The sequence below is a fragment of the Rhizobium sp. 268 genome, from assembly GCF_036571585.1.
Classification (GTDB): Bacteria; Pseudomonadota; Alphaproteobacteria; order Rhizobiales; family Rhizobiaceae; genus Rhizobium; species Rhizobium redzepovicii.
Map to the genome: position 1 here is coordinate 75,827 of NZ_JAPPSO010000013.1, position 20,110 is coordinate 95,936.

Sequence of the window (20,110 nt, forward strand, 5' to 3'; positions counted from 1 at the left end):
GGATGCGGGTTGTAGAACTTTTCGCGGGTGCCGGTGGTCTAAGCCTTGGCCTGACACAAGCAGGCCTGTCGGTTGTGCGGGCGTACGAGCGCGAACCCGCAATGCGACGGATATATGTCAAGAACATGCGGAGGATGCCGCACCTCCCGACCTTCGGCAGCATCGCAAAGTTTGCGGACGCCGCGCGGTTTCCTGAGCTGGTGGACGAGATCCTTGGGCAGCGCCCCGACCTGATCGCAGGAGGGCCACCTTGCCAAGACTACAGTGCCGCCGGCAAAAGGATTGAGGGCGAGCGCGCGCGACTGACGGCATATTACGCGCAACTGATCTGCATCGTCAGGCCGCAGTGGTTCCTGCTCGAGAACGTCGAAGGTGCTCTGGGTGCGCAGCAATATGCCGCCGCGAAGCGTCTCTTCCGGAATGCTGGTTACGGGCTATCGGAGAACGTGCTGGTCGCGTCCAGGTACGGCACGCCACAGCGGCGACCGCGACTTATCCTTATAGGGCGCGTGGGCGAAGAAGACGGCTTCCTGGACTCGGCTCTGCTCGCGGCTGCCACCCCGAAGGAGATGTCCATTCGGGACGCTTTCGGTGACCGTTTCGGATCCGGCGTGTACTTCCATCCCAAGGACTACGCGCGCAAGGCGGTTTGGTCGACGTCCGAGCCAGCCCCCACTATCCGGAGCGCCTCGCACAAGAACCAGCCGGCATTCGTCCATCGACCTGAGGTCGATGATCCGATCGAGGGCGACTGGTATAACCCAAACCTCCTTGAGATGCCTCTCTTCCACGGGTTCCCGGAGTGGTGGGACTGGAGCGGAGAAACGAAGACGTCGCTCGCAACAATGATCGGGAACGTCGTTCCACCTCCGCTCGCACGGGCAATCGGTAAGTGCATACTCGCTCGTCATGAAGGACGGTCGATCCCAGCGCTCCACGACTGTTTCTCGGATTGGCTTCTTGAACGCGGCTACACGGCACCGTCCGTTCGCAACGTTCGAAGCAGGGTTAACGCTGCTCGACGCGTACTGCAGGGAAAGACTTTCGCCAATCCTACTCACGAGATTGGCGCCCTGGAGGCCGCACTCGAGGTGACTGACATGTCCGTGTCGAAGAAATCGGACATTCGCAGCGCCCTTCGCCTCCACCGCGCTTTCACCGACGATTCGAAGAAGCTAGCGGCAATCGAGCGGAAGGCTTTGCAAGACAAGCAGAAAGGCAAGGCCGCTGTCGACTTCGACGAGATCCGGGCCGAGCACGCGACGACCTACGGGTCGATCAGACGGGTGCCGCGCAGCTACGAGGAGCCCGAACCCCACGACGACGGTCGCCCCGACCCCGAAGACGTCTTCAAAACGATCATCGAAGAAACCGCCTAACCGCCGGCGATTGCCTCAAGCCGCCGACCGGCACACGATGTCTTCAGCACTTCGAGGAGTACATCGTGAGATCATCGAGACCGGCCACCGCTCGGCATATTTGGCATCCCCTGGGCGACGCCGCAGGCGTCCGTCGAATCCTTCGTGTTTGGGAAACCCTGCTCAAGAGACGGCATCTCGCGGAGCTTCCAGATGATGGACATCCTTACTGGTCAATGGTCGAAATCCTTCGAGGTGGGAAGGATCACCGTGCGCGGCTCCTGCGACAGCCGGGCGCGGCGTATGACGTCGTCGCCATCGACCTTTGGCGGCTCCGCGAACTGTGCGGCTCGCTCGAATGGCTGCACGACGCCCTGCAGGACGATCACAACGGCAAGTACACCAAAGTCGACCGCCGTTGGGTCGTGCTCGACGACATCGACGATCCGCCGTGCACCGATTACCGCGAGGCCGAGGCCGCATGCGAATCCATCGCCGCGATCCTCGAGAGAGCGTACGAGCGGCTGGTCAGGGAGGACAAATAATGGCAAGGAAGCCCACCCCTCCAGTTCCGGACGTCGAATCCCCGCCCAAGAAGGCGCCCGCATTGTCTTACGAGCTGATGCCCATCTCGCTGCTGCAGCGGTCGCCGACGACCAGAGATGAGGTCGCGCTGCGGGATGAGGTGCGCAAGCAACTTCGTGCGGTCGAAGACGTCGTCGTCGACTTTGCGGCCACAAAGGGCGCCGAAGGATTCACGCTCGACGACGCGTTCGCACTTTACTCTTTGGAGCTGCCGATCTTCTTCGCCTACAGCCGTGAAGGCTCAAAGATTCGGGCGCGGTATGGCTGCCGGATCATCGAGCGGTCGGAGTAGCTATCACCCGGTCTCAGATACGCGGAGTCCTTCGCCGATCTCGGTGATCTGCCAGAAGGTGTAGAGAATCCGGTATCCCAGCAGGGCGAACACGATGCCAACGAACAATCCCGTCCAGGTGAAGCCCACCGTAAAGAGCTGCACCAAGGACCAGATGCCGACGTACCCGATCACGTAGAGCGAGTAGACGTATGGGATCAGGCCGCCAAGCGCGCCCAGCGCCTTGCCGAAGCTCTTCCCGCTGCCCTTTTCGAGGATCCGCATGTAGACGACGATGAACGCCGTCGAAACGATCCCGCCGAAGAACAAGATGCTGCCGTTCGGCCAGCCGGCTGGAGCGATTCCTTCCTGCCACAGCTTGTAGGCGCCGTAGATGATGACGAGGAAGATCGCGAAGACTGGGCGACCGATCAAATCGGCCCGCGCGGTGGCATCATATTGTTGCTGGATAGTCATCAAATCCCCCGACCCATAGTTGTCCAGGACGACTATGCCCGCAGATCGATCGAAATCAAGCGTATCGTGCGCCTGTGGCAAATTCGAGTTCTTCCTCGGGCACTAGCGCAGGCACGTAAGCATCTTCGAGTGCCGAGGTGACGTCGGAGAGATCGGTGGGCAGTCCTTCGCGCTGCCGCGGCGAGAGCTTGGCCAGGTAGCTCTCCCAGTCCTGCTGCCTATACTGCGCGAACATCAGATCTAGCCCGGCTGGGATGACGCCTGGCAGCAGCGTCCGGCGCTCGTCGAAGACCTCCACGATAGCGGCAGGCAGGTCGGGATGTTTGCCGTATCCCTTGCGCGCGAGCACCAGCAGATCGCGGTAATCTTTCATCCGGGTGTTGTCGATCCCGAACTTGCATATCGTATGCAGCTTCTCGGCGATGCTGTAGATCCACTGCTGCGACCTGATCGGCACGACCGGCTGGCCCTTCACGACCGGATTTGGGGTCAGCATCCGGGTGCCCATGGCCGGCTCGCTCCCGATCGAAAAGTCCAGATGGCCGGCCGAGCGCATAGTGCCGATCTTCACGACGACATGGACGCGCAGACCTGGCTGCTCGAGTCCTTCGTGCTTGAGGGCCTCGGACTTGCCAACTTCAATCTCGACGCCGTCGTCGATCGCAACGGCGGCCGCCTTGCGGACGAGATCCTCAATGGTTCCATGGCTCAGCGATACGAAACTCTTCACGTCGATGTCGGACGTGGAGCGGTGGATGTCGTTGGTGTCGGGCGACCAGTAGTACATCGTGCCGCCGTTCAGCATGAGAGTGTCAGCTTCCGGGAGCGAGAACAAGCGCACGGCGAGACGCTCTTGCGCGAACCGCTGCACGAACTGCGGCGTGTCCACTTTCGCGTTGCGGGCGTAGTCCTTGAGCTTGCTGGCTACCCGGTCGCCGGTGGTTGGTGCTTGTGCGGTCATGTCGTGTCCTCCCCAGAACACCATGACCATGTGTCTGCCGGCGGCAGATCTCAAATCCGCCGGCAGACCTATTTCGTCGACGGGTACGGCTTGATGTAGTGATAGACCCGCTCAGGCGTCGGGCCTCCTCTGAGCTTAGCGCGTTGCCTCACCATCAGGACGTCCGGACGCTGCTCGGACCGCGCGAAAGCACCTGCGTACGCTTCCTTGACGTCCGCCTCTCCCAGCGGCCCCTCGTGGTCAGCAAGCTCCAGCAGCGTCCTCTCGGCCGACGCCACGCGATATGGTCGCCCATCGGTGTCGAGGCGGCACTCAACCCCCCACGGCAGGTCGTTTGCCGACCACCACTCGAGCTGGAATCCTACCCACTCGGCGGGCTGCGGCATGCGGACGGGTTGCGAGACATGCCGGTGGAAATTGCTGTTGGCCGACGTCCACCCGCGAGCGATGGCCGACGACATGCCGGTCAAGTGCGCATGCGGAAACGCCGCACAGAGCTGGGCGAAATCCGCTTGATCGGCATAGCTGTCGAGCAGCTCCGCATCGCGGCCGGATGTCGTCCGGGAGTTTCCCAAGAATTCCTCCGCTTTGGCGGCGATGATGTCCTTAATGCCAACGTCGTCGGCTAGCATCCGCTTCACAGTGCGCTCCCCGACCTGCAGGATGTCGGCCGCCATGGGCGCCGAGAGGCCACAGGCGGTCATCCAAGCCCGAAAGCGGTCGTTGTCCCAGATTCTGCGTGGCATCCATGCACCCGGTGATCGGTTTCGATCTCAACTGGGTGACAGGAAGTTGACACCCAGTCAACGGGAGGGCGTCGGGCTGGTTAAGGGAGTGCGATCGATGTCGTTGTTACGTTTTCGCGAAAAGGTTACAACGCAGTTTTCGAGGGCGACGGGCCGTCCTTATCTTCGAAAATGACTGGGAGCGGCGAGCGTCCTGCTTTCAGGATCAGGCGTTTATCGACGGACGAGGTCGCAGTGTCCACGGCCTCTGCTCCGCTGAACTTCCAGACCACACGGAACAGGTTGTAGTGGAACACCATGAAGGATTTCGCGAGCTCCTTGACTTCCTGGTGATCAAGTTCGTTCTGCTCTACGGGATCCCTGCCATCATCAACGAGCTTATCGATCAGAAGCTGGTCTACCATCGGATATAGACTGCTTCCGACATACCTGTGCATCACGGCGATGAATGTCCTCTCGTCGCCGTCCGCTCCAATTGACCGCGTCAGCTCGCCGAGGCCCTTCACGTCACCGAACCCGTAATGGTGCGAGGCTCGATCTCGGTACCACTTGATGCGCTCAAGAACCGGCTGTTCTTTCCAGTCGTTGATGAGGTCGATGGCGTCGGTGCGAACTTTTTGAAAGGCTGTGACGCGGTCCTTCTTCGTCTTACGAGCGTACTCCTTCAGGAGATGAAAGACCTCGTACAGCTTCGCTGCGACATTTCGTTCGGCTATTGTCATCGACGAGTATGCCACCTGGAGGATGGTATAGCTTCCTTCCTTCTGGGCAATGGAGAACGACTCCATCGCCATCATATAAAGTCGAAGCGCAGCGTTCACTTCGTTCGTTGCCATGCAGCAGGAGAAGAAAAATTCCCTATGAGGCTCTGGTACCTTGGACAACTGCGATGCCGTGAACGTCATCGTCGTAAGTTCAATATTCTCCGCATCGCTCATCGAACTGGCCGGTCCTTGGAGATTCCATACCGGTTGCCGACAACGCCACCAACAAGCGCCAGGATAACGGCAGCAGGCACCCCTGCAGCGCCACCCATGGCCGCGACGCCGACCCCGCCAACGAGAAGACCGAGTACAGCACCGACCGCAGCGCCGATAAGCGACCAGCGTGTCTCGGCTGGCCGCGCCCTTGCAGCAGCAGCGACTTTACGAGCGTTCTGCTCTAGTTTTTGCTTCATATTCTTTGGCGCCCTATCTGAGGTGAAAGACAATATCGCTTTCCACCGGTTCCGCTAGCCATGGCCGACACACTCACTACTGAAGATCGATCAGAACGGATGTCCCGGATCCGCAGCAAGGATTCAAAACCTGAGCTGACGGTGCGGCGGCTCATCCACAGTATGGGATTCCGGTACCGCCTTCACCGAAAAGATGTGCCTGGCACGCCTGACCTCGTTTTTGGTAATCGTAAAAAAGTAATTTTCGTGCACGGTTGCTTCTGGCATCGCCACGGTGATTCGTCGTGCAAACTCGCGCGGCTCCCGAAGTCTCGGCTTGACTTCTGGCTTCCGAAGCTAGAACGAAACGCCCGGCGCGACGCCGAGAACAGTGCCCGACTAGCGGCATTGGGGTGGGATGAAATGATTGTCTGGGAATGCCAGGTCTCGAAGACGAACCTGCCCGTCCTAGGCGAGAACATACGAAGGTTCTTGTGCGATGAAGTCGATTGAGCTTTTCGCAGGTGCCGGCGGACTTGGATTGGGCTTGCATAGCGCAGGATTCAGACCGACGTCGGTATTCGAGTGGGACGACTATTGCGTCGATACGATCGCTGAGAACCAGCGCAAGGGGATGAAGGCCGTAAAGGGCTGGAAGGTAAAGCACGGCGACGTCCGCGACGTCGACTTCCGATCCTTTGAAGGAAAGGTCGACCTCGTCTCTGGAGGGCCGCCATGCCAGCCCTTCTCCATGGGCGGCAAGCACGCGGCTTACGACGACGCCCGCGACATGTTTCCGCAAGCCATCCGCGCCGTTCGACAGGCTCGTCCACAAGCCTTCATCTTCGAGAACGTCAAAGGGCTCACGCGTGCGTCCTTCCGGAATTATTTTGAATACATCCGCCTGCAGTTGTCTCACCCTGAGATCGTGAAGGGCACCGACGAGTCTTGGCAGGATCACCTGTCGCGGCTTGAGCAGCACCACACCAGCGCCAGCCGCGACGGTCTCAATTACAGGGTCGTGACGCAGCTCCTGAACGCAGCCAACTTTGGCATTCCCCAGAAGCGCGAGCGCGTCTTCTTCGTCGGGATTCGCGAAGATCTCGGGAAGGCATTTCATTTCCCACTGGAAACGCACTCGCGTGAATCCTTGCTGTGGGATCAAGTCATGGGCGAATACTGGGAGCGACATAGGGTATCGAAGAAAAACCGCCCGGAGATTACGGCAAGTGCTCGTCTTCAAGAGATGACCATGCCTGACGAGTTGCCATGGCGTACGGTTGCGGACGCGCTCATCGGGCTGCCTGACCCCACCAAGACGATGCCAACCGACGAGATCTTCTACAACCACCGGCTCCAGAGTGGAGCGCGCTCGTACCCCGGACACACGGGCAGCCCGCTGCACGAACCCGCGAAGACCTTGAAAGCAGGTGTTCACGGCGTGCCGGGCGGAGAGAACATGCTCCGGCGCCCGGACGGCAGCGTGCGGTATTTCACCGTCCGCGAGAGTGCGCGCCTCCAGACTTTCCCTGACGACTACGTTTTCCACGGCTCGTGGACGGAAACGATGCGGCAGCTTGGAAATGCAGTTCCCGTCGAACTGGCGGCGGTCGTCGGCCGCAGCGTCGCTTCGCAGATAGGCATCTGATGGCCGAGGGGTACGTCGAGTTCGAATTCGATCTGCCGGCGGCCCTGCTAGACAGCCTTGTGGCCGAGTTCGCTAAGATGTCCTCGGCGTCTTTGACTCACGAGCACACGGTGCAGGTTCCGGACGAACAGGGTGTGTATCAGCTCCTGGTTGGTGGCAAGGTCGTGTACGTCGGGAAGACGGACGCCGACTCCGGCCTGCGTGGACGCCTATCCAAACATGCCTGGACGATTCAGCATCGTCAGAACCTCAAGCCCAGCGACGTCCAATTCAAAGCCGCCCGCGTCTTCGTGTTCACGGCGATGGACCTCGAAAAGTTACTGATCCGCCATTACGCGCAGACCGCTGGCGAGGTCTGGTGGAACTTCTCCGGCTTCGGAAGCAACGACCCCGGTCGTAATCGTGACCAGACCGAGCTGAAGGCCGCAGGATTCGACGCCGTCTACCCCATCGATCTGGATCATCCCGTCGACATCAAGACCGAAGGCGGCGTTCCTGCGGCGCGAATCCTTGATGAGCTGCGTTCGGAATTGCCCTACACTCTTCGAGCTGAAGGCGACGGAAGCAGAGGCCGTAGACCTCATCCCGACCTCGTCAACAGCATCGTCGAGCCATTCTCCGTTAAGCCAGCGACCACGCGCGAGGTACTAACCTCGGTACTGGATGTCCTTCCGCAAGGGTGGCAAGCCACCGCATTGCCGGGGCGGATTATCATGTATCGAGAGACCAGAGATTATAGCGCTGGAGTGATTGTGGGGCGCAGCCCGACGAGAAGCTAATTTCCGTCACCTACAGCGTCTGTAGTCGCCGACTCTGGACACACAAGACATCGTGTCCTATACGTATGCGACGCGCCGCGAGGTTTTGGAGACCCCGCGACGCGCTTCCTTGAACCCTTGTGGAGGGGGCCAGGTCAGTGATCAGGCTCTTCTGTTGCTGGTACGCCAGACCATAAAGACTCCTTTCGGTTCGAGTTGGTGGCTCGGAGACGACTGCAATGCCACTCGCGACGTCTCCTTGCCGATCTATCCAGGGGCTTCCTTTCGGGAGCCCCTTTTAGTTTGCTCCGAACGTATATCACGCTCGAAGGCTGAACGTATTAACGACCAGTTAATATGCAAACACTAAATATAGTATTAACAGCTTCTTAACTTAGTCGAATACGCTTCCCTTCTTAGGTTCCGGCTCGGAGAAAGTCTCCCAGTCGGTCGTCGGTGTTTCCCAAAGCGGTGCCTGTTGCGGGACACCCGGCAGTGTAGGCGGTGGCGGTGGCGGAACGGGCAATGCGCTCGTCCAAGCACCTTCCGGCGGGGGTGGAGGCGGCGCCGGGGGGATGCGCGTCATCGTCGGAGGCGCAGGAACCGGCGGCGCCGGGATGGGCGGCGGAACCGGAGGCGTAGGGGCCTTGCGGAGTGCATCCTCCGCAGCAGCCACGCCCTTCTCGCTTACCGAGAACACACCATCCGCTACTCTGTCGACAAGGCCATTGCCGATATACGTTTTCATCTGAGAGCGGGCAGCCGCGATGTTGATCCCTAGGTCCTTGAGATCAGACACCGAGACGATCTGCTCGTAGCCGAACTGCGGCATGCCCTTGAGCGCGAGCAGAACGGTTGCCCAGTTGACCGAGATCGAGCGCTTCCGCTTCGTCTCGGTCGAGCCTGCTGCGCCTGCGCCGTACATCGTTGGCATTGACGGCACGACGTTGCCCACCAGAGCACCCATGAATGCGGAGAACTGGTCCTTCCCGTACACGAGCGTCGCGGCGTCTTCGTAGCTAGCCAACTGAATATTGAGAACACCGACCTGCGCCATTAGCGCGTCCCGCTGCTTCCGCAGCGTCGCGATCTTCTTGAGCAGCTCGTGCTCGCCAGGTTCGGAATCGGTCTCGGTCATCATGGGACCGGTTTAAACGATCTCTTAACTATGCGCAAGTCGTAAATCTCACGCAACCTCACGGAAACCTGTTGGCAACCTCATAGCTACCCTCCCACTTGATCTACTGTGGGCCTCGCATGTTGAGTTATCCCCACTGTCCACAGGAACCGCAGACGCTGTAAATAAACTGTTTTACTCAATGTCGCGCAGGCTGTCGGACCACCGAATGACAACGCCCGCTATGAGATGACTAGCCCTGACAATGAATGCCATAGGACATATCCTACCCACTCAGTGGACATTTTGTTCGGTAGAAAGCTCACAATAAGTGAAGGCTTTCCACCCGCGATTTCGCTGAAACGATTTTCGCCGGCGGTTTGCGCCCGGCATGTACGTCGCCCACCATAATCGGCGGGCACCAACGAGGAGGGAAAGATGCCGACTTTGAAATTGAGTGATGACGACCTTGAGCTGGTCACAGCGGCTTTGCGCGAGCAGATTCGCGTTATCGAACATGGTGCATGGCCGACGCAGGGCTTCGATCCTAAGAAATACGGCGGACAGCGGCACAACACGCCGGAGCGGCTTGCTGGCAGACTTCGTGAACTCCAAAGTCGGCTAGGCCTGAGCATCGGTGTCGTCGACATGCCGGATACCGAACCCGACGCAATCACCGCCGACGAAGCCGTCCGTCGGAGGTCAATCGCCGAGATGATCATTGCCGAGGTTCAAGCCGCGAAGGCCTTCAGGAAGTCTGCTGGCCTTGATCCCGAAGGTTCGCTTCAGGGAGGCATGCACCCGCCGGCCGAAATCGCGGCTTACCTTGGGATGAAGGCATCTGACGCCCGCGGAGACGAGGTAATTCCCAGAGCGGTTAAGTTGCCGACGATTGCCCAGAAGGCGAGGCTCTATCGAAAAATGCAGCGCGCCCGGCAGTGTCCCGACCCGTTCGTCGGTATGTGATTGTTCACCCCGTCACCGCCGGCAGCCACCACTGCCGGCGGTTTGCGTTCGGCGCCGCCGGCGACAATCCTTGGGTAGACACCCAACCTGAGGAGGACGCGATGTCGAACGAGGTGAAGCAGGAAACCGGCCACGTCCTTGGCGACGACCGGGATTATTTCGAGGATGATTTCCGCAGCTTGGTGCCGGGGTCGTGGACGGAGCTGCCGGAGGGCTACGATGTCCCTGCAGCGGAAGATCTCGATCCACGGTTCACTGCCTTCGTGACGCGCGACATCGTCGACGAGCTGCCGGCGACCAGCGCCATCGAGGTTGGCCGTGAGACCCTAACCGGCCGGCCCGTTTTGTGGGCGATCCGGTTGAACGAGCATGACAACGGCAAGCCGGCCACACGCGATATCCGCCTCGAAGGAGTCGACGGCGAGTTCCAGTATGTCGGCTATCTCAGCCGTCAGCAGCTCCACGACGCGGAGACCACGAAAGCGATCGCCGACCTCCGTGATAACGGAGCCGTCACGATTATCGACGGGAAGACGGGTTTTTCTATGGATGCAGACGCCTACAGCACGGCTGCTCTCTCGCTCTTGGGCGGCGCCGCGCTACCCTACGAAGACCCCAGTGAGGCGTCTCCCGCCACAGACTGGGCGCATGCCGCCGTCCGGGGAGTGATCGATGAGCTGCGCGACCGCGGCGGCATCGGGCATGCTCTGCAAGACGTCGACCCGCTCATCCGGCAGGAGATCGTCGAGAGCCTGAGCGATATCGTCCGGGCCGCGTTCATCAGGAGGGCGGCATGATCAGGTGGGAGGACGAACCCCATGCTTGGGTAGCTTACCTAGGCAATCAACCGATCGCCGAGGTGTGTGAGTATCCAGTTCGTCTAGGTTGGGCGCCGATGCCGCATTGGCATCCTGTAGGCATCATCGCAAAAGGTCACCACGAATACGGGCAGCACGCCTCGGCGACGATCGCCGAGGCCAAGCAGGCCGTGGAGGACTACGTGCAGTCATGGCTGCAGGATGCCGGGTTGGTGTCGGCACCCTGGCTGCGGGCGAGCGTGGCCGCGTACTGGGAGAAGCGCGGTGGGGTGCCGCGGCTGGGAGGTGTGGCATGAGCGTCATCAGGTGGGAGCAAGTTTCCGGATTCAAAGACACTCCCCTAGATATTTGGGAGGGATGGCTCGGACGCTACTGGATCTGCACAGTGAAGCAGCTAAAGGAAGCCCAGTGGCATGTTCGTCTATACCCTGAATTTCCTGGTTCCTGCGGTGAGTCCACCGACGTCGCCGACAGCTTTGAAGAGGCGCGGAAGCTCGCCGAGGAAACGCTTCAGGATTGGCTGGATCAGTACGGGCTAGAACCGAAGCGTGCACTATCCACGATCACCGCCGAGACCGTTATGTTGACAAACTGAGACCGGGCGGGGCCCCTGAGGCCCTGTCCCCCATGCGGGTAATTCGCGACCCCAGTCGATCTCTCCGAGAGAGGTCCGAAAATCCCATTCAACATCAACACCCCATCGTCCTCGAATTGAATCTTGCACGTAGGTAGCGCCCCATAGTCCTAGAAATCACAGGACTTTTTGAATGGCACCGAGAAAATCACGGCCAGACCCACTGTTGAATCCACCCGGATCGGGGTCGCACCCCACGTTCGACGCCGCGGATGATGGTCAGTCCAGCTCTTCGCCGAGATCTTCGGTCTCCGCACGGCACATGTCGCTGAAGCAGCTCGCCGAGGTTCTGAACCGTGATCGCAATACGGTGATGAAGTACCTCGGACAAGGCATGCCCGTTGTCGAGCGAGCGGACCGTGACCGCGGGATTTCGTGGGTCATCGACTCGTCAGAGGCAATCAGGTGGCTCGAAGAACGCGCAGCGAAGAGCGTGGCCGATCGACTAGGTGGCGACGTCAAGTCCCTTTCGAAGGACGACGCTGAACGCCGCGATGCTGTCGCCAAGATGATCGTCCGGGAGGTCGACGCCGCCGAGTCTGCTAAGATGGTGGCCAAAATCTCCTCCATGCTCGATCTCATCCGTCGCGACTATGCCGAGCTGCGTCTACGCCTCATGTCGATCCCCGACACCATCGCGGGCAAGGTCGATGCCAAGCTTTCGGCCAAAGTCCGCGATGTCGCCGAAGAGCAGATCCGCGCCGCCCTGAAAGCACTTATCGCGGACACTGAGGTCGACGACGGCTCCAAGGAGTGATCCATGAGCCTTAATTTCAAGGATATCCGGGCGGAGGCTGGCTCGCTTCTACGGGAGTCGGACTTCTCCGAGGGTTTGGTCGAATTCAGGAGGCTCCTTGCCCAGCACCGGGTCGACTTCCTCGGCTGGAGAGAACGGAAGCCCTTCGTTCAGTGGACCTATGACAACATCAACCTGACATCCCAAGAGTCGTCTCGTGCCGGCCCTATGAGGCTGTCGGTCTATCAGCGCGAGATCGGCAACAACGTCTTCCACAATCCCGAATGCCGGCAGGTCACGGCGCTCAAGGGCGTGCAGATTGGCTACTCGAAGGGGCTCCGCGCGATCTACGGCTATGCAGTCGAGGAGCTGGCAAAGCGCGTGTCGGTAACTTTCCCGGTAACCGACGACATGAAGCGGTTCTTTAAGGACGAGTTGGCCTTACTCCATTCGTCATGCTCCGCGGTCAGCGTGCTGTTGCGCGAAAACAAACGGGGCGAAGTTGCTGACTCCATGTCGGAGTACCGCTACAAGAACGGCTCGATCGCCTACTATCGCGCTGCCCACAATGAAGACGACCTGCAGGGCTTTACGAGCTGGCTCCAGATTGCCGACGAGGCCGACCGATCCGGCTGGCTGTCCCGCGGCAATTCCGCCGGGGACAAGGTCAGCCAGCTCCGTAACCGCGGCATCGACTTCCACGACAGCAAGCTGATCATCGGCAGCACCCCAGGCATCCGCGACATCTCCGTCATCTGGAGGGAATGGGAAACGTCCGACAAGCGCATGCTGGAGGTGAAGTGTCCGCATTGCCAGCAGCCGCAAATCATGCGGTGGGGCGGGCCGAAGACGAGGTACGGGTTCAAATACACCGTCGACGAGAACGACCATGTGTCGGACGTCTACTATCAGTGCGACAGTCCGGCGAAATGCCGCATCGACGAGACGGTCAAGGAAGAGATGATCGACGCCGGCATCTATAAGCCGACAGCGATCGCAAAGGTGCCAGGCAACGTCGGCGTTCACATCCCCTCGTGGTTGTCGATGTCTCCCGGAGCTGCGTGGTCCACGCTTGCGCAAGAGTGGGTGAATGCACAGGGCGATCCGGCGAAGCTCAAGAAGTTCGTCACGTTCAACATGGCCGAGCCATGGGACGAGCTAGGCCAAGGCGTCGACCAGGCAGTCGTTGCCAGCCTGTTCAAGCCGTACTCGGAAGAGGTGCCCGACGACGTCGTGCTGCTTACCGCAGGCGGAGATACCCAGCGAAACAAGGAGGGCAAGGGAACCGAGTTCGATATCCCGAGCCGGGAGTTCTCGGTGGTTGGATGGACTCGCTTCGGCCAGATGCGGGTTATCGGGCATTGGAAGTTCCAAGGCACACCCGGAGAACAGACATCCGACGCGGAGGTAAGGGCTTTCCTGAACCGTCAGTTCAAGCGCCGCGACGGCAAGACAATGTCGATCCTCGCCACCGCCATGGATAGCAACGGCGGCTTTCACGAGCAGGTACGCGCCTTCTGTGCGTCCTTCCCCTCGGCGCGTCACGTGTGGGCCATCATCGGCAACAACACCAAGACGGGCAAGCGCGGCGACTATGTCTGGCCGAAGAAGCCGACGCCGGGCAAACGCGGACGTGGCTCCTACTACCGTATCGAATCCGGCCGGGCGAAGGACGAGGTCTTCCGGCTGCTGCAATACAAGGATGACCACGCTCCGATGTTTCCGGAGTCGATGCCCCCAGACTATCTGGACCGCCTCCTTTGCGAGGAGAGAAAGCCGGTCAAGACGGGTGGGTATCATTGGGATGCGAAGCGTGGACGACGCCCTGAGGAGGAGTGGGTCTGTCTTGCCTATGCCTACGCGGCCCTCAAAGGACTCCAGATGGTCAAGATCGGGACTTGGGGCGACTTGAATGTTGCAGGGCGAACCCTCGGAATCCCAGAAGTGATCCACGACCCGGAGACGGGAGAGATCGGATACCGCGGCATGGACATGTCGGCACACGCGCAGGAACGGCGCGCCATGGCCGGCCCACTGCTCACGGAAGCCGAGGCTCCTCGAATACCGCGCCGAGGTGACACGGTGCCTGCGCAAGCCGAGGAGCGGAAGGCCGCTCCTGCTCCGGCTCCGGTCGCGCAGCCGCCGAAACAGGTTGCGCCGAAGGCCAAGAAGGTCCTGAAGCAGTTCAAGTCCAGTTGGGGACGAGGTTGGTAAGTTGAGCAGGAAATATAGGTTTTGGTCAAAGGACGCAATTCGGGTAGCGATCATCGCTCTCGAGGAAGGCATCTCGACGGGAGCAGCTACGGTGTCGGCTCAGATCCCAGGAGGGGGTACCGTCCAGTGGACGTCGTATGAAAACTTCAACCGCATTCTCGCCGACCTCAACGACGCCTACGACCGCGCCGACGGCATCGTCAACAAGCCCGGCCTGCAGCAGATCCGCATCTACGGACGGAGCCCTTACTGACATGCGCAAGACCCCGAACCGCAGCACCGCATCCAAGAAGCGCATCTCCGCTCCGCCGGCGGCACCATTCCGCTCCCCGAAGCGCGCCGTCTCGGTCCGCTCCAGCCATTTCGACGACCTCGCCTTCGCCTCGCGCAAGACCTATTTCGAGGCCGCCTCCCGACATAGCAGGATTGACGACGCCCCGGACACCGGGCCGAACAACTACAACGGCGAGATCGAGGTCATCCGAAAGGATTCCCGCTGGTCTTACGCCAACAATTCCTTCTTCCGTCAGGCCGTTCGCCAGGTCGCGAACAACATCGTGTCCTACGGCATCATGCCCCGCATTAAGGATCCGATCCTCGCGCAGCTCTGGAAGAAGTGGGTGAAGGAGTGCGACTCTCGCGGCCGACTAGATTTCTACGGCGCCCAGTGGGCCATCGTCGCCGCGGTCGCCCGCGACGGTGAGGCTCTCGTCCGGATCAGGCAGCGGCGTCCTGGGGACATGAAGTCGGGGATTAATTTCCAGCTTCAACTTATCGAGTCCGACTACCTCCCACTAGAAAAGAACGAGCTGACAGCAGACGGCAATCTCATCACGGCAGGCGTTGAGCGCGACCAGATCGAGCGCGTCGTCGCATACTGGCTGCGTGATTACCATCCGAAAGACACTGGCCGTTCGAATAACGGCAACCTGCCAAAGCGCGTGCCCGCCGCCGACGTCCTGCACATCTATATGCCTGACCGCTTGTCGGACACTCGTGGTGTTCCACACGGCGCCGCCGCACTGCGCAAGGCTCAATCGGCGAAGACGGTCGACGACGCGTACGTCGAGACCCGCAAAGGTCAGGCGGTCTGGGGCGGTTTCATCACGAAGCCACAGGGCGAGGAAGCTCCCGTCCTGTCGGCCGACGGCGTCGATAACGACGGCATCGAGTTCGCGGGCATGGATCCCGGCACGTGGACAGTGTTGCCGGATGGACACGACGTCAAGTTCGCCGAACTGCCGCCGACCGATCCTAACTACAAGGACTTCAAGCGCGGTGCCACGGCAGAACTGGCCGTCTCCTTCGGTCTCGCACCGGAGCACATCGACCTCGATTTTCGCGACATCAACGACAGGCAGTATCGCGCCCTCATGCTTGAGAACGAGCGCTATTTCGGTGTCCTGCAGAACCATATGCTTCGCCCGCAGGGCCTCGATCCGATCTGGGAGCGCTTCGTCAGCGAGGCCTTTTTGAATGACCTCTGGGCGCCCGCCGAGGGCAAGACCGTCGAGGACTACATGGAAGTCGAGTGGATCGTACCCGCGCGCGGCTACATCAACCCGGTTCAAGAAGTCGCAGCTTACATCCAAGCCATCAGGGCGGGCATCACGTCGAGGAAGCGTGTTTCCAACTCATATGGTGAAGATGCCGAGGTCATCGACGAAGAAAATAAGGAAGACCAGGATCGTACTCGTGCCAAGGGGCTCCAGTACGATGTCTACCCGGCGCTCGAATTCGAGCAGGTCCTGAAGCAATCCATGGCCGAATCCGACGCCGACGACGATCCGGAGCAGGACGATGCCGCCACGGACGAATCCGTTACCGTCCGATGAGGGCGGGGATTTCTTCCGTCAGGCGCCGGGTCTTCCGTCGTAGGTGATGATGCCGGCCCGCCGGCACCAGACCAAGGATTCGAGCAACCTCAAAATTCTTGATCGGGCGCCGTTGACGCCGTCGCTCGGTGGCGTCATAGGTCCCGACACAAGACGACTGCCGGACAACGAGCCGGCGGCGCTGGGCGAAACTAGATGTGAGTAACCGGGACTTCATTTGGGATTGATTGCCGTCGACGTGTGTCGGCGGTTCGCTTTCACCCCGACGAGAAGGAATCCGTCGCATGCCCAAGCAAGTCCAAGAATCCGGCAAGATCAGCGTCATGTTTTTGTCGAAGCAGACCATTTCAGACATCCTCGCCAGCTCTTGTCACCTCGCTGATCTTATCGATCGGCTGCCAGACGACGAGCGCATGCTCGACCGCGAAGGCCTGGTCCTTGGTCTTCTCTTTGTCGAGAATGACTGCATCGTGCGGCTGGGGCAGACCTACGATGCGCTGTGGGACATGTATTACCGTGAATTCCGGTACACGCTCGATACCGACGATGTCACTGCCTTTCGTACAGTGACCTTCTCCAAGCTCTACGCGCCAGGGTATGTCTCCTTCGCATCGGCTGCTGACTTTCTTCGGGGAGATGATTGGAGATATCTGATCAAAGGCGGCGTCTTCGAGGAAAGGCGCGCTGCCTAGTGCATTGGCCCCTTAACCGGGGCCTTTCTTTTTTTCTGCGACATCGCTATCGAATCTTGCAGAACCCTAGGTGACCCTCGTCTCGATAACCCATTCGAGACGAGCGAGAATGCCTGCAGCCCCCAGAAAGTCGACGACCGAGAAGCGCCATGAGCGCCCGTTCTCCGTGCGTGCTTTCGCCGGATCGCCCACGTCGGTTGACCCGGACACCCGCTCCTTCGACATCGTCATCACGACCGAAACGCCGGTTCGCACATGGATCCCCGACCCGCGGATCGTCGACGTCGAGACGCAGGACTGCTCGTATATTGAGGTCGACGAAGTCCTCCTGACGGAAGGACTCGACTACTCCCGCACGCCGCGCATGCCGCTGCTGGACAGCCACGATTGCTATTCAAGCATCGACAAGATCGCCGGCAAGATCGAGCACGTCCGCGCCGAAGGTCAGAGCGTCGTCGGCCGCGCATTCCTGACGTCGAAGCGCGCCGACCTGCTTCCCGACATCGCTGAGGGATTCTACGGCCAATGCTCGGCCGGATACTGCGTCCTCGAATACGAGATTACCGAACGGCCGGACACGGTGCCGCTCGCCGTCGCAAAGCGATGGCTGCTGACAGAGGCCAGCCTCGTAGCCGTCGGTGCCGACCCCAACAGCTTCATTCGCAGCGCGGGCGCGCCAGCCGCTCCCAAGGTCACTTTTCACGCGCTGCCGAAATCCCAGGAGAGAAACATGAAGAACCTGAAGCGCGGCCTCGGCCGCAAGCGCGCCGACGAAGGCACGACGCCCCATGCCCCGGCGCTCGACGACGTAATCGCCCAGGCAGAAGACGCCGTCGCTGCTGCCGAAGCTGCTGTCGATGCACTCGACGAGGCTGTTTCAGCCGCTGGCGACGATGCCGGCGATGAAATCATGGAGCGCGCGGCCGCTCTTCGCAGTCGCTTCCGCGCTGCCGAGGACGACACCGGCCCGGACGCCGACACGAAGCCTGACGATGAGGGTGGCACCCGCGCCGACGGTGATGACGAAGATGAGATGTCTGCCGAAGACAAGAAGGACATCGACGCCGTCCGCACCAGCGCTCGCGCATATGGCCTGACCAAGCTCGTAGACAACATGGCTGCGCTCGGTTTCCGCGCTTCGAAGATCAAGAAGTCGCTCCGCACGAAAATCGAGGAGGATGGCCTTCTTCCCAATGCGTCCGCCGCCGTAGTCAAGCCGGCTCAGCGCTCGGCTGCCCCCGCCACCATCGACACCGCCGCGATCTTCGCGGCCCGGAACAATAAGCGCTGATCGGTCGGCGCGACAAGGAGATACACCTATGCCTTACGTACTCACTCAGGGCGCTGCCGACGAAGCCTTCCTCCACGGCGACGAAAGATCAGGCCGTAGCCGTGACATCGTCACGCTTGCAGCCGGCACCTATGCCTCTGGATCCGTCGTGATCTCGGACGGCGGCAACTACCAGCTCGCCACGCAGGCGCTCGTCGACGCCGACGTAGACGGCAACGCCAAATACGGCATCGTCTGCCGCAACGTCTCCGGCTCCGCTCCATTCAAAGCGGCCGCTGTCGTCCGCGAAGCCTCCGTCAAGTCCAGCGAACTCGTCACCGGCGCCGGGCTCACCGTCGCGGAAGTGGCTCCGCTGCTGGCGAAGGCACACGTCATCGTCCGCGAAACCCGCTGATCGTCGCCCGAACAAAAGTGAACAGGAGTTCAAAATGAATCTCGCAAACGTCTTCAAGAGCGACGTCTTCTCTTTCATGAGCCTGACTGCCGCCATCAATATTCTGCCTCCGCGGGCAACGACCATCGAAGGATTTGCCACCTTCGCGGAAAGTGGCATCACCACCACCACCGTCGCCGTCGAAGAGAAGGACGGAAAGATCGGCATCGTGAAGTCGCAGCCCCGTGGCTTCATCGGTCGCGGCCAGTCATCCAAGAAGCGCCGCATGCGCAAATTCGATGTCCCGCACTACCCGGAATTTGACGCCATTATGGCTTCTGAAGTGCAGGGAGTGCGCGCATTTGGCAGCGAAAACACGATGGAAAGCGTCGATGCGAAGCTCGCCGAGAAGCGTTCCGACCTCGTGGACCTCCTGAACACGACCATCGATGCGGGCAAGTGGGGTGCCGTACAGGGCGTTCTTTACGACGCTGACGGTTCGATCCTCTTCGACTGGCACGACGAATTTGGCGTTGCCCGCAACGAATTCTCGATCGATCTGAGCGACGCGACCCTCAACCTCCGCGACGAGGTAATCAAGCTGAAGCGCGCAGCCGAGAAGGAGCTCGGCGGCTACACCTGGTCGAAGTTCACTCTCGCGCTGCCGGCCGCCGTCTTCGACAAGTTCGTCTCGCATCCGAGCCTCAAGGAAGCTTACGATCGTTGGCAGGACGGAGCATTCCTCCGCGCCGACAACCGCGCGGGCTTCATGATCGCCGACAACGTGGAAGTGAAGTCGGTCGACATCACCGATCTCGGTAACGGCCTGACGACGATCCCCAACGACGAAGGATTCCTGATCCCGAACGCCGGTGGCCTCCTAAAGGTCAACTACTCTCCTGCCGACACTCTGGAAGCCGCGAACACAATCGGCCTGCCGTACTACATGGGCAGCGAGCTGATGCCGTTCGGCAAGGGCGTCGACCTGATCGCCGAGACGAACTTCCTCGCGTACTGCGAGAAGCCGCGCGCCATCGTCCGTATCCTCTTCGGCTAACGAAGAGGTACAGCCCGGCCGGGCGTCCTCCTCCTTCCGGCCGGGCACCTCCCATTTCCATTGAGAGACCGCCCCCATGGCACACACGATTCCGACCGCCGTATCGGCACTGGGCGATGCCTTCGAAGCCATGCTGCTGGACTCCAGCCGTGTCACGAAGGTGTCCGTGACATCGACGACCGATGACGCCGTCCACGAGTTGCGGGACGATACCACCCTTATCGTGCTGAACGTCGACTCCGCCTCGGCGGGCGTTCTCGTCTGCCGGCTCGACGACGCTTTCGACGAGGAGCACGACTGGCTCCTCCAGCCCGGCCAGCATCCCCTCAATGTTCCGGGTGGCATCCGCAGGCTGCGCTTCAGGGCGCTTGCCGATGAGACGGAATCCGTCGTCCGTATTCAAGAGAACTAACTCGC

At 60.6% G+C, this 20,110-nt stretch carries 25 protein-coding genes; 19 read left to right on the plus strand and 6 right to left on the minus strand.

The window, feature by feature from the left end:
- Positions 1 to 2: 2 nt before the first annotated feature.
- The 3 genes from OS035_RS24345 (at position 3) to OS035_RS24355 (ending at position 2,235) form a co-directional block, all read left to right on the plus strand.
- Positions 3 to 1,379 (plus strand): DNA cytosine methyltransferase, encoded by a 1,377-nt coding sequence (locus tag OS035_RS24345; protein ID WP_331814141.1) that lies wholly within the window; start codon positions 3 to 5, stop codon positions 1,377 to 1,379.
- 215 nt (positions 1,380 to 1,594) lie between these two features.
- On the plus strand, positions 1,595 to 1,903 hold the full coding sequence (locus OS035_RS24350) for a hypothetical protein (protein ID WP_331814142.1): 309 nt from the start codon (positions 1,595 to 1,597) through the stop codon (positions 1,901 to 1,903).
- Positions 1,903 to 2,235, plus strand: coding sequence for a hypothetical protein (locus tag OS035_RS24355; RefSeq protein ID WP_331814143.1), 333 nt, complete (start codon positions 1,903 to 1,905; stop codon positions 2,233 to 2,235). Before OS035_RS24350 ends, OS035_RS24355 begins: the two co-directional genes overlap by 1 nt.
- Before the next feature lie 3 nt (positions 2,236 to 2,238).
- Here OS035_RS24355 and OS035_RS24360 read toward each other — a convergent pair whose 3' ends face one another.
- From OS035_RS24360 to OS035_RS24380, 5 genes are all read right to left on the minus strand, one after another.
- Positions 2,239 to 2,691, minus strand: coding sequence for a hypothetical protein (locus tag OS035_RS24360; RefSeq protein ID WP_331814144.1), 453 nt, complete (start codon positions 2,689 to 2,691; stop codon positions 2,239 to 2,241).
- Positions 2,692 to 2,746: 55 nt separating this feature from the next.
- Entirely contained in the window at positions 2,747 to 3,652 is a 906-nt protein-coding gene (locus OS035_RS24365) for a nucleotidyl transferase AbiEii/AbiGii toxin family protein (protein ID WP_331814145.1), read from the minus strand.
- A gap of 68 nt (positions 3,653 to 3,720) precedes the next feature.
- Complete coding sequence (locus OS035_RS24370; RefSeq protein ID WP_331814146.1) at positions 3,721 to 4,398, minus strand: hypothetical protein; 678 nt, start codon at positions 4,396 to 4,398, stop codon at positions 3,721 to 3,723.
- Positions 4,399 to 4,523: 125 nt separating this feature from the next.
- Positions 4,524 to 5,336, minus strand: coding sequence for a hypothetical protein (locus OS035_RS24375; protein ID WP_331814147.1), 813 nt, complete (start codon positions 5,334 to 5,336; stop codon positions 4,524 to 4,526).
- Complete coding sequence (locus tag OS035_RS24380; RefSeq protein ID WP_331814148.1) at positions 5,333 to 5,575, minus strand: hypothetical protein; 243 nt, start codon at positions 5,573 to 5,575, stop codon at positions 5,333 to 5,335. The genes OS035_RS24375 and OS035_RS24380 overlap by 4 nt, the downstream gene beginning before the upstream one ends.
- A gap of 60 nt (positions 5,576 to 5,635) precedes the next feature.
- Here OS035_RS24380 and OS035_RS24385 point away from each other — a divergent pair, with 60 nt between their 5' ends.
- From OS035_RS24385 to OS035_RS24395, 3 genes are read left to right on the plus strand one after another with little or no spacing between them, the layout of a single operon-like run.
- The gene (locus OS035_RS24385; protein ID WP_331814149.1) at positions 5,636 to 6,067 is read left to right on the plus strand and encodes a very short patch repair endonuclease; all 432 of its coding nucleotides are present in this window, start codon (positions 5,636 to 5,638) and stop codon (positions 6,065 to 6,067) included.
- Positions 6,054 to 7,202 (plus strand): DNA cytosine methyltransferase, encoded by a 1,149-nt coding sequence (locus OS035_RS24390; protein ID WP_331814150.1) that lies wholly within the window; start codon positions 6,054 to 6,056, stop codon positions 7,200 to 7,202. Before OS035_RS24385 ends, OS035_RS24390 begins: the two co-directional genes overlap by 14 nt.
- On the plus strand, positions 7,202 to 7,981 hold the full coding sequence (locus tag OS035_RS24395; RefSeq protein WP_331814151.1) for a GIY-YIG nuclease family protein: 780 nt from the start codon (positions 7,202 to 7,204) through the stop codon (positions 7,979 to 7,981). The genes OS035_RS24390 and OS035_RS24395 overlap by 1 nt, the downstream gene beginning before the upstream one ends.
- A 373-nt stretch (positions 7,982 to 8,354) precedes the next feature.
- Here OS035_RS24395 and OS035_RS24400 read toward each other — a convergent pair whose 3' ends face one another.
- A complete protein-coding gene (locus OS035_RS24400; protein ID WP_331814152.1) occupies positions 8,355 to 9,101 on the minus strand; it encodes a hypothetical protein in 747 nt (248 codons plus the stop codon).
- A 414-nt stretch (positions 9,102 to 9,515) separates the two neighbouring features.
- On the opposite strand from OS035_RS24400, the gene OS035_RS24405 reads away from it, so the two are divergent.
- The 13 genes from OS035_RS24405 to OS035_RS24465 all read left to right on the plus strand — a co-directional run bounded on the left by OS035_RS24405 (position 9,516) and on the right by OS035_RS24465 (position 20,105).
- Positions 9,516 to 10,043, plus strand: coding sequence for a hypothetical protein (locus OS035_RS24405; protein ID WP_331814153.1), 528 nt, complete (start codon positions 9,516 to 9,518; stop codon positions 10,041 to 10,043).
- Between the two features lie 101 nt (positions 10,044 to 10,144).
- Positions 10,145 to 10,840: a hypothetical protein gene (locus tag OS035_RS24410; RefSeq protein WP_331814154.1), complete on the plus strand. Its 696-nt coding sequence runs from the start codon at positions 10,145 to 10,147 to the stop codon at positions 10,838 to 10,840.
- Positions 10,837 to 11,157, plus strand: a complete 321-nt coding sequence (locus OS035_RS24415) for a hypothetical protein (protein ID WP_331814155.1) — start codon at positions 10,837 to 10,839, stop codon at positions 11,155 to 11,157. Before OS035_RS24410 ends, OS035_RS24415 begins: the two co-directional genes overlap by 4 nt.
- Complete coding sequence (locus OS035_RS24420) at positions 11,154 to 11,456, plus strand: hypothetical protein (RefSeq protein ID WP_331814156.1); 303 nt, start codon at positions 11,154 to 11,156, stop codon at positions 11,454 to 11,456. Before OS035_RS24415 ends, OS035_RS24420 begins: the two co-directional genes overlap by 4 nt.
- Before the next feature lie 301 nt (positions 11,457 to 11,757).
- Positions 11,758 to 12,252 (plus strand): terminase small subunit, encoded by a 495-nt coding sequence (locus tag OS035_RS24425; protein WP_331814157.1) that lies wholly within the window; start codon positions 11,758 to 11,760, stop codon positions 12,250 to 12,252.
- Positions 12,253 to 12,255: 3 nt separating this feature from the next.
- On the plus strand, positions 12,256 to 14,445 hold the full coding sequence (locus tag OS035_RS24430; protein WP_331814158.1) for a terminase gpA endonuclease subunit: 2,190 nt from the start codon (positions 12,256 to 12,258) through the stop codon (positions 14,443 to 14,445).
- A gap of 91 nt (positions 14,446 to 14,536) precedes the next feature.
- Positions 14,537 to 14,698, plus strand: coding sequence for a hypothetical protein (locus tag OS035_RS24435; protein WP_331814159.1), 162 nt, complete (start codon positions 14,537 to 14,539; stop codon positions 14,696 to 14,698).
- A 1-nt stretch (position 14,699) separates the two neighbouring features.
- Positions 14,700 to 16,280, plus strand: a complete 1,581-nt coding sequence (locus tag OS035_RS24440) for a phage portal protein (protein ID WP_331814160.1) — start codon at positions 14,700 to 14,702, stop codon at positions 16,278 to 16,280.
- Between the two features lie 284 nt (positions 16,281 to 16,564).
- Complete coding sequence (locus OS035_RS24445) at positions 16,565 to 16,972, plus strand: hypothetical protein (RefSeq protein ID WP_331814161.1); 408 nt, start codon at positions 16,565 to 16,567, stop codon at positions 16,970 to 16,972.
- Positions 16,973 to 17,081: 109 nt separating this feature from the next.
- Positions 17,082 to 18,263, plus strand: a complete 1,182-nt coding sequence (locus OS035_RS24450; RefSeq protein ID WP_331814162.1) for a hypothetical protein — start codon at positions 17,082 to 17,084, stop codon at positions 18,261 to 18,263.
- Positions 18,264 to 18,291: 28 nt separating this feature from the next.
- Positions 18,292 to 18,657, plus strand: a complete 366-nt coding sequence (locus OS035_RS24455) for a head decoration protein (RefSeq protein ID WP_331814163.1) — start codon at positions 18,292 to 18,294, stop codon at positions 18,655 to 18,657.
- Between the two features lie 76 nt (positions 18,658 to 18,733).
- Positions 18,734 to 19,693: a major capsid protein gene (locus OS035_RS24460; protein ID WP_331814164.1), complete on the plus strand. Its 960-nt coding sequence runs from the start codon at positions 18,734 to 18,736 to the stop codon at positions 19,691 to 19,693.
- Positions 19,694 to 19,769: 76 nt separating this feature from the next.
- A complete protein-coding gene (locus tag OS035_RS24465; RefSeq protein WP_331814165.1) occupies positions 19,770 to 20,105 on the plus strand; it encodes a hypothetical protein in 336 nt (111 codons plus the stop codon).
- Positions 20,106 to 20,110: the final 5 nt, after the last annotated feature.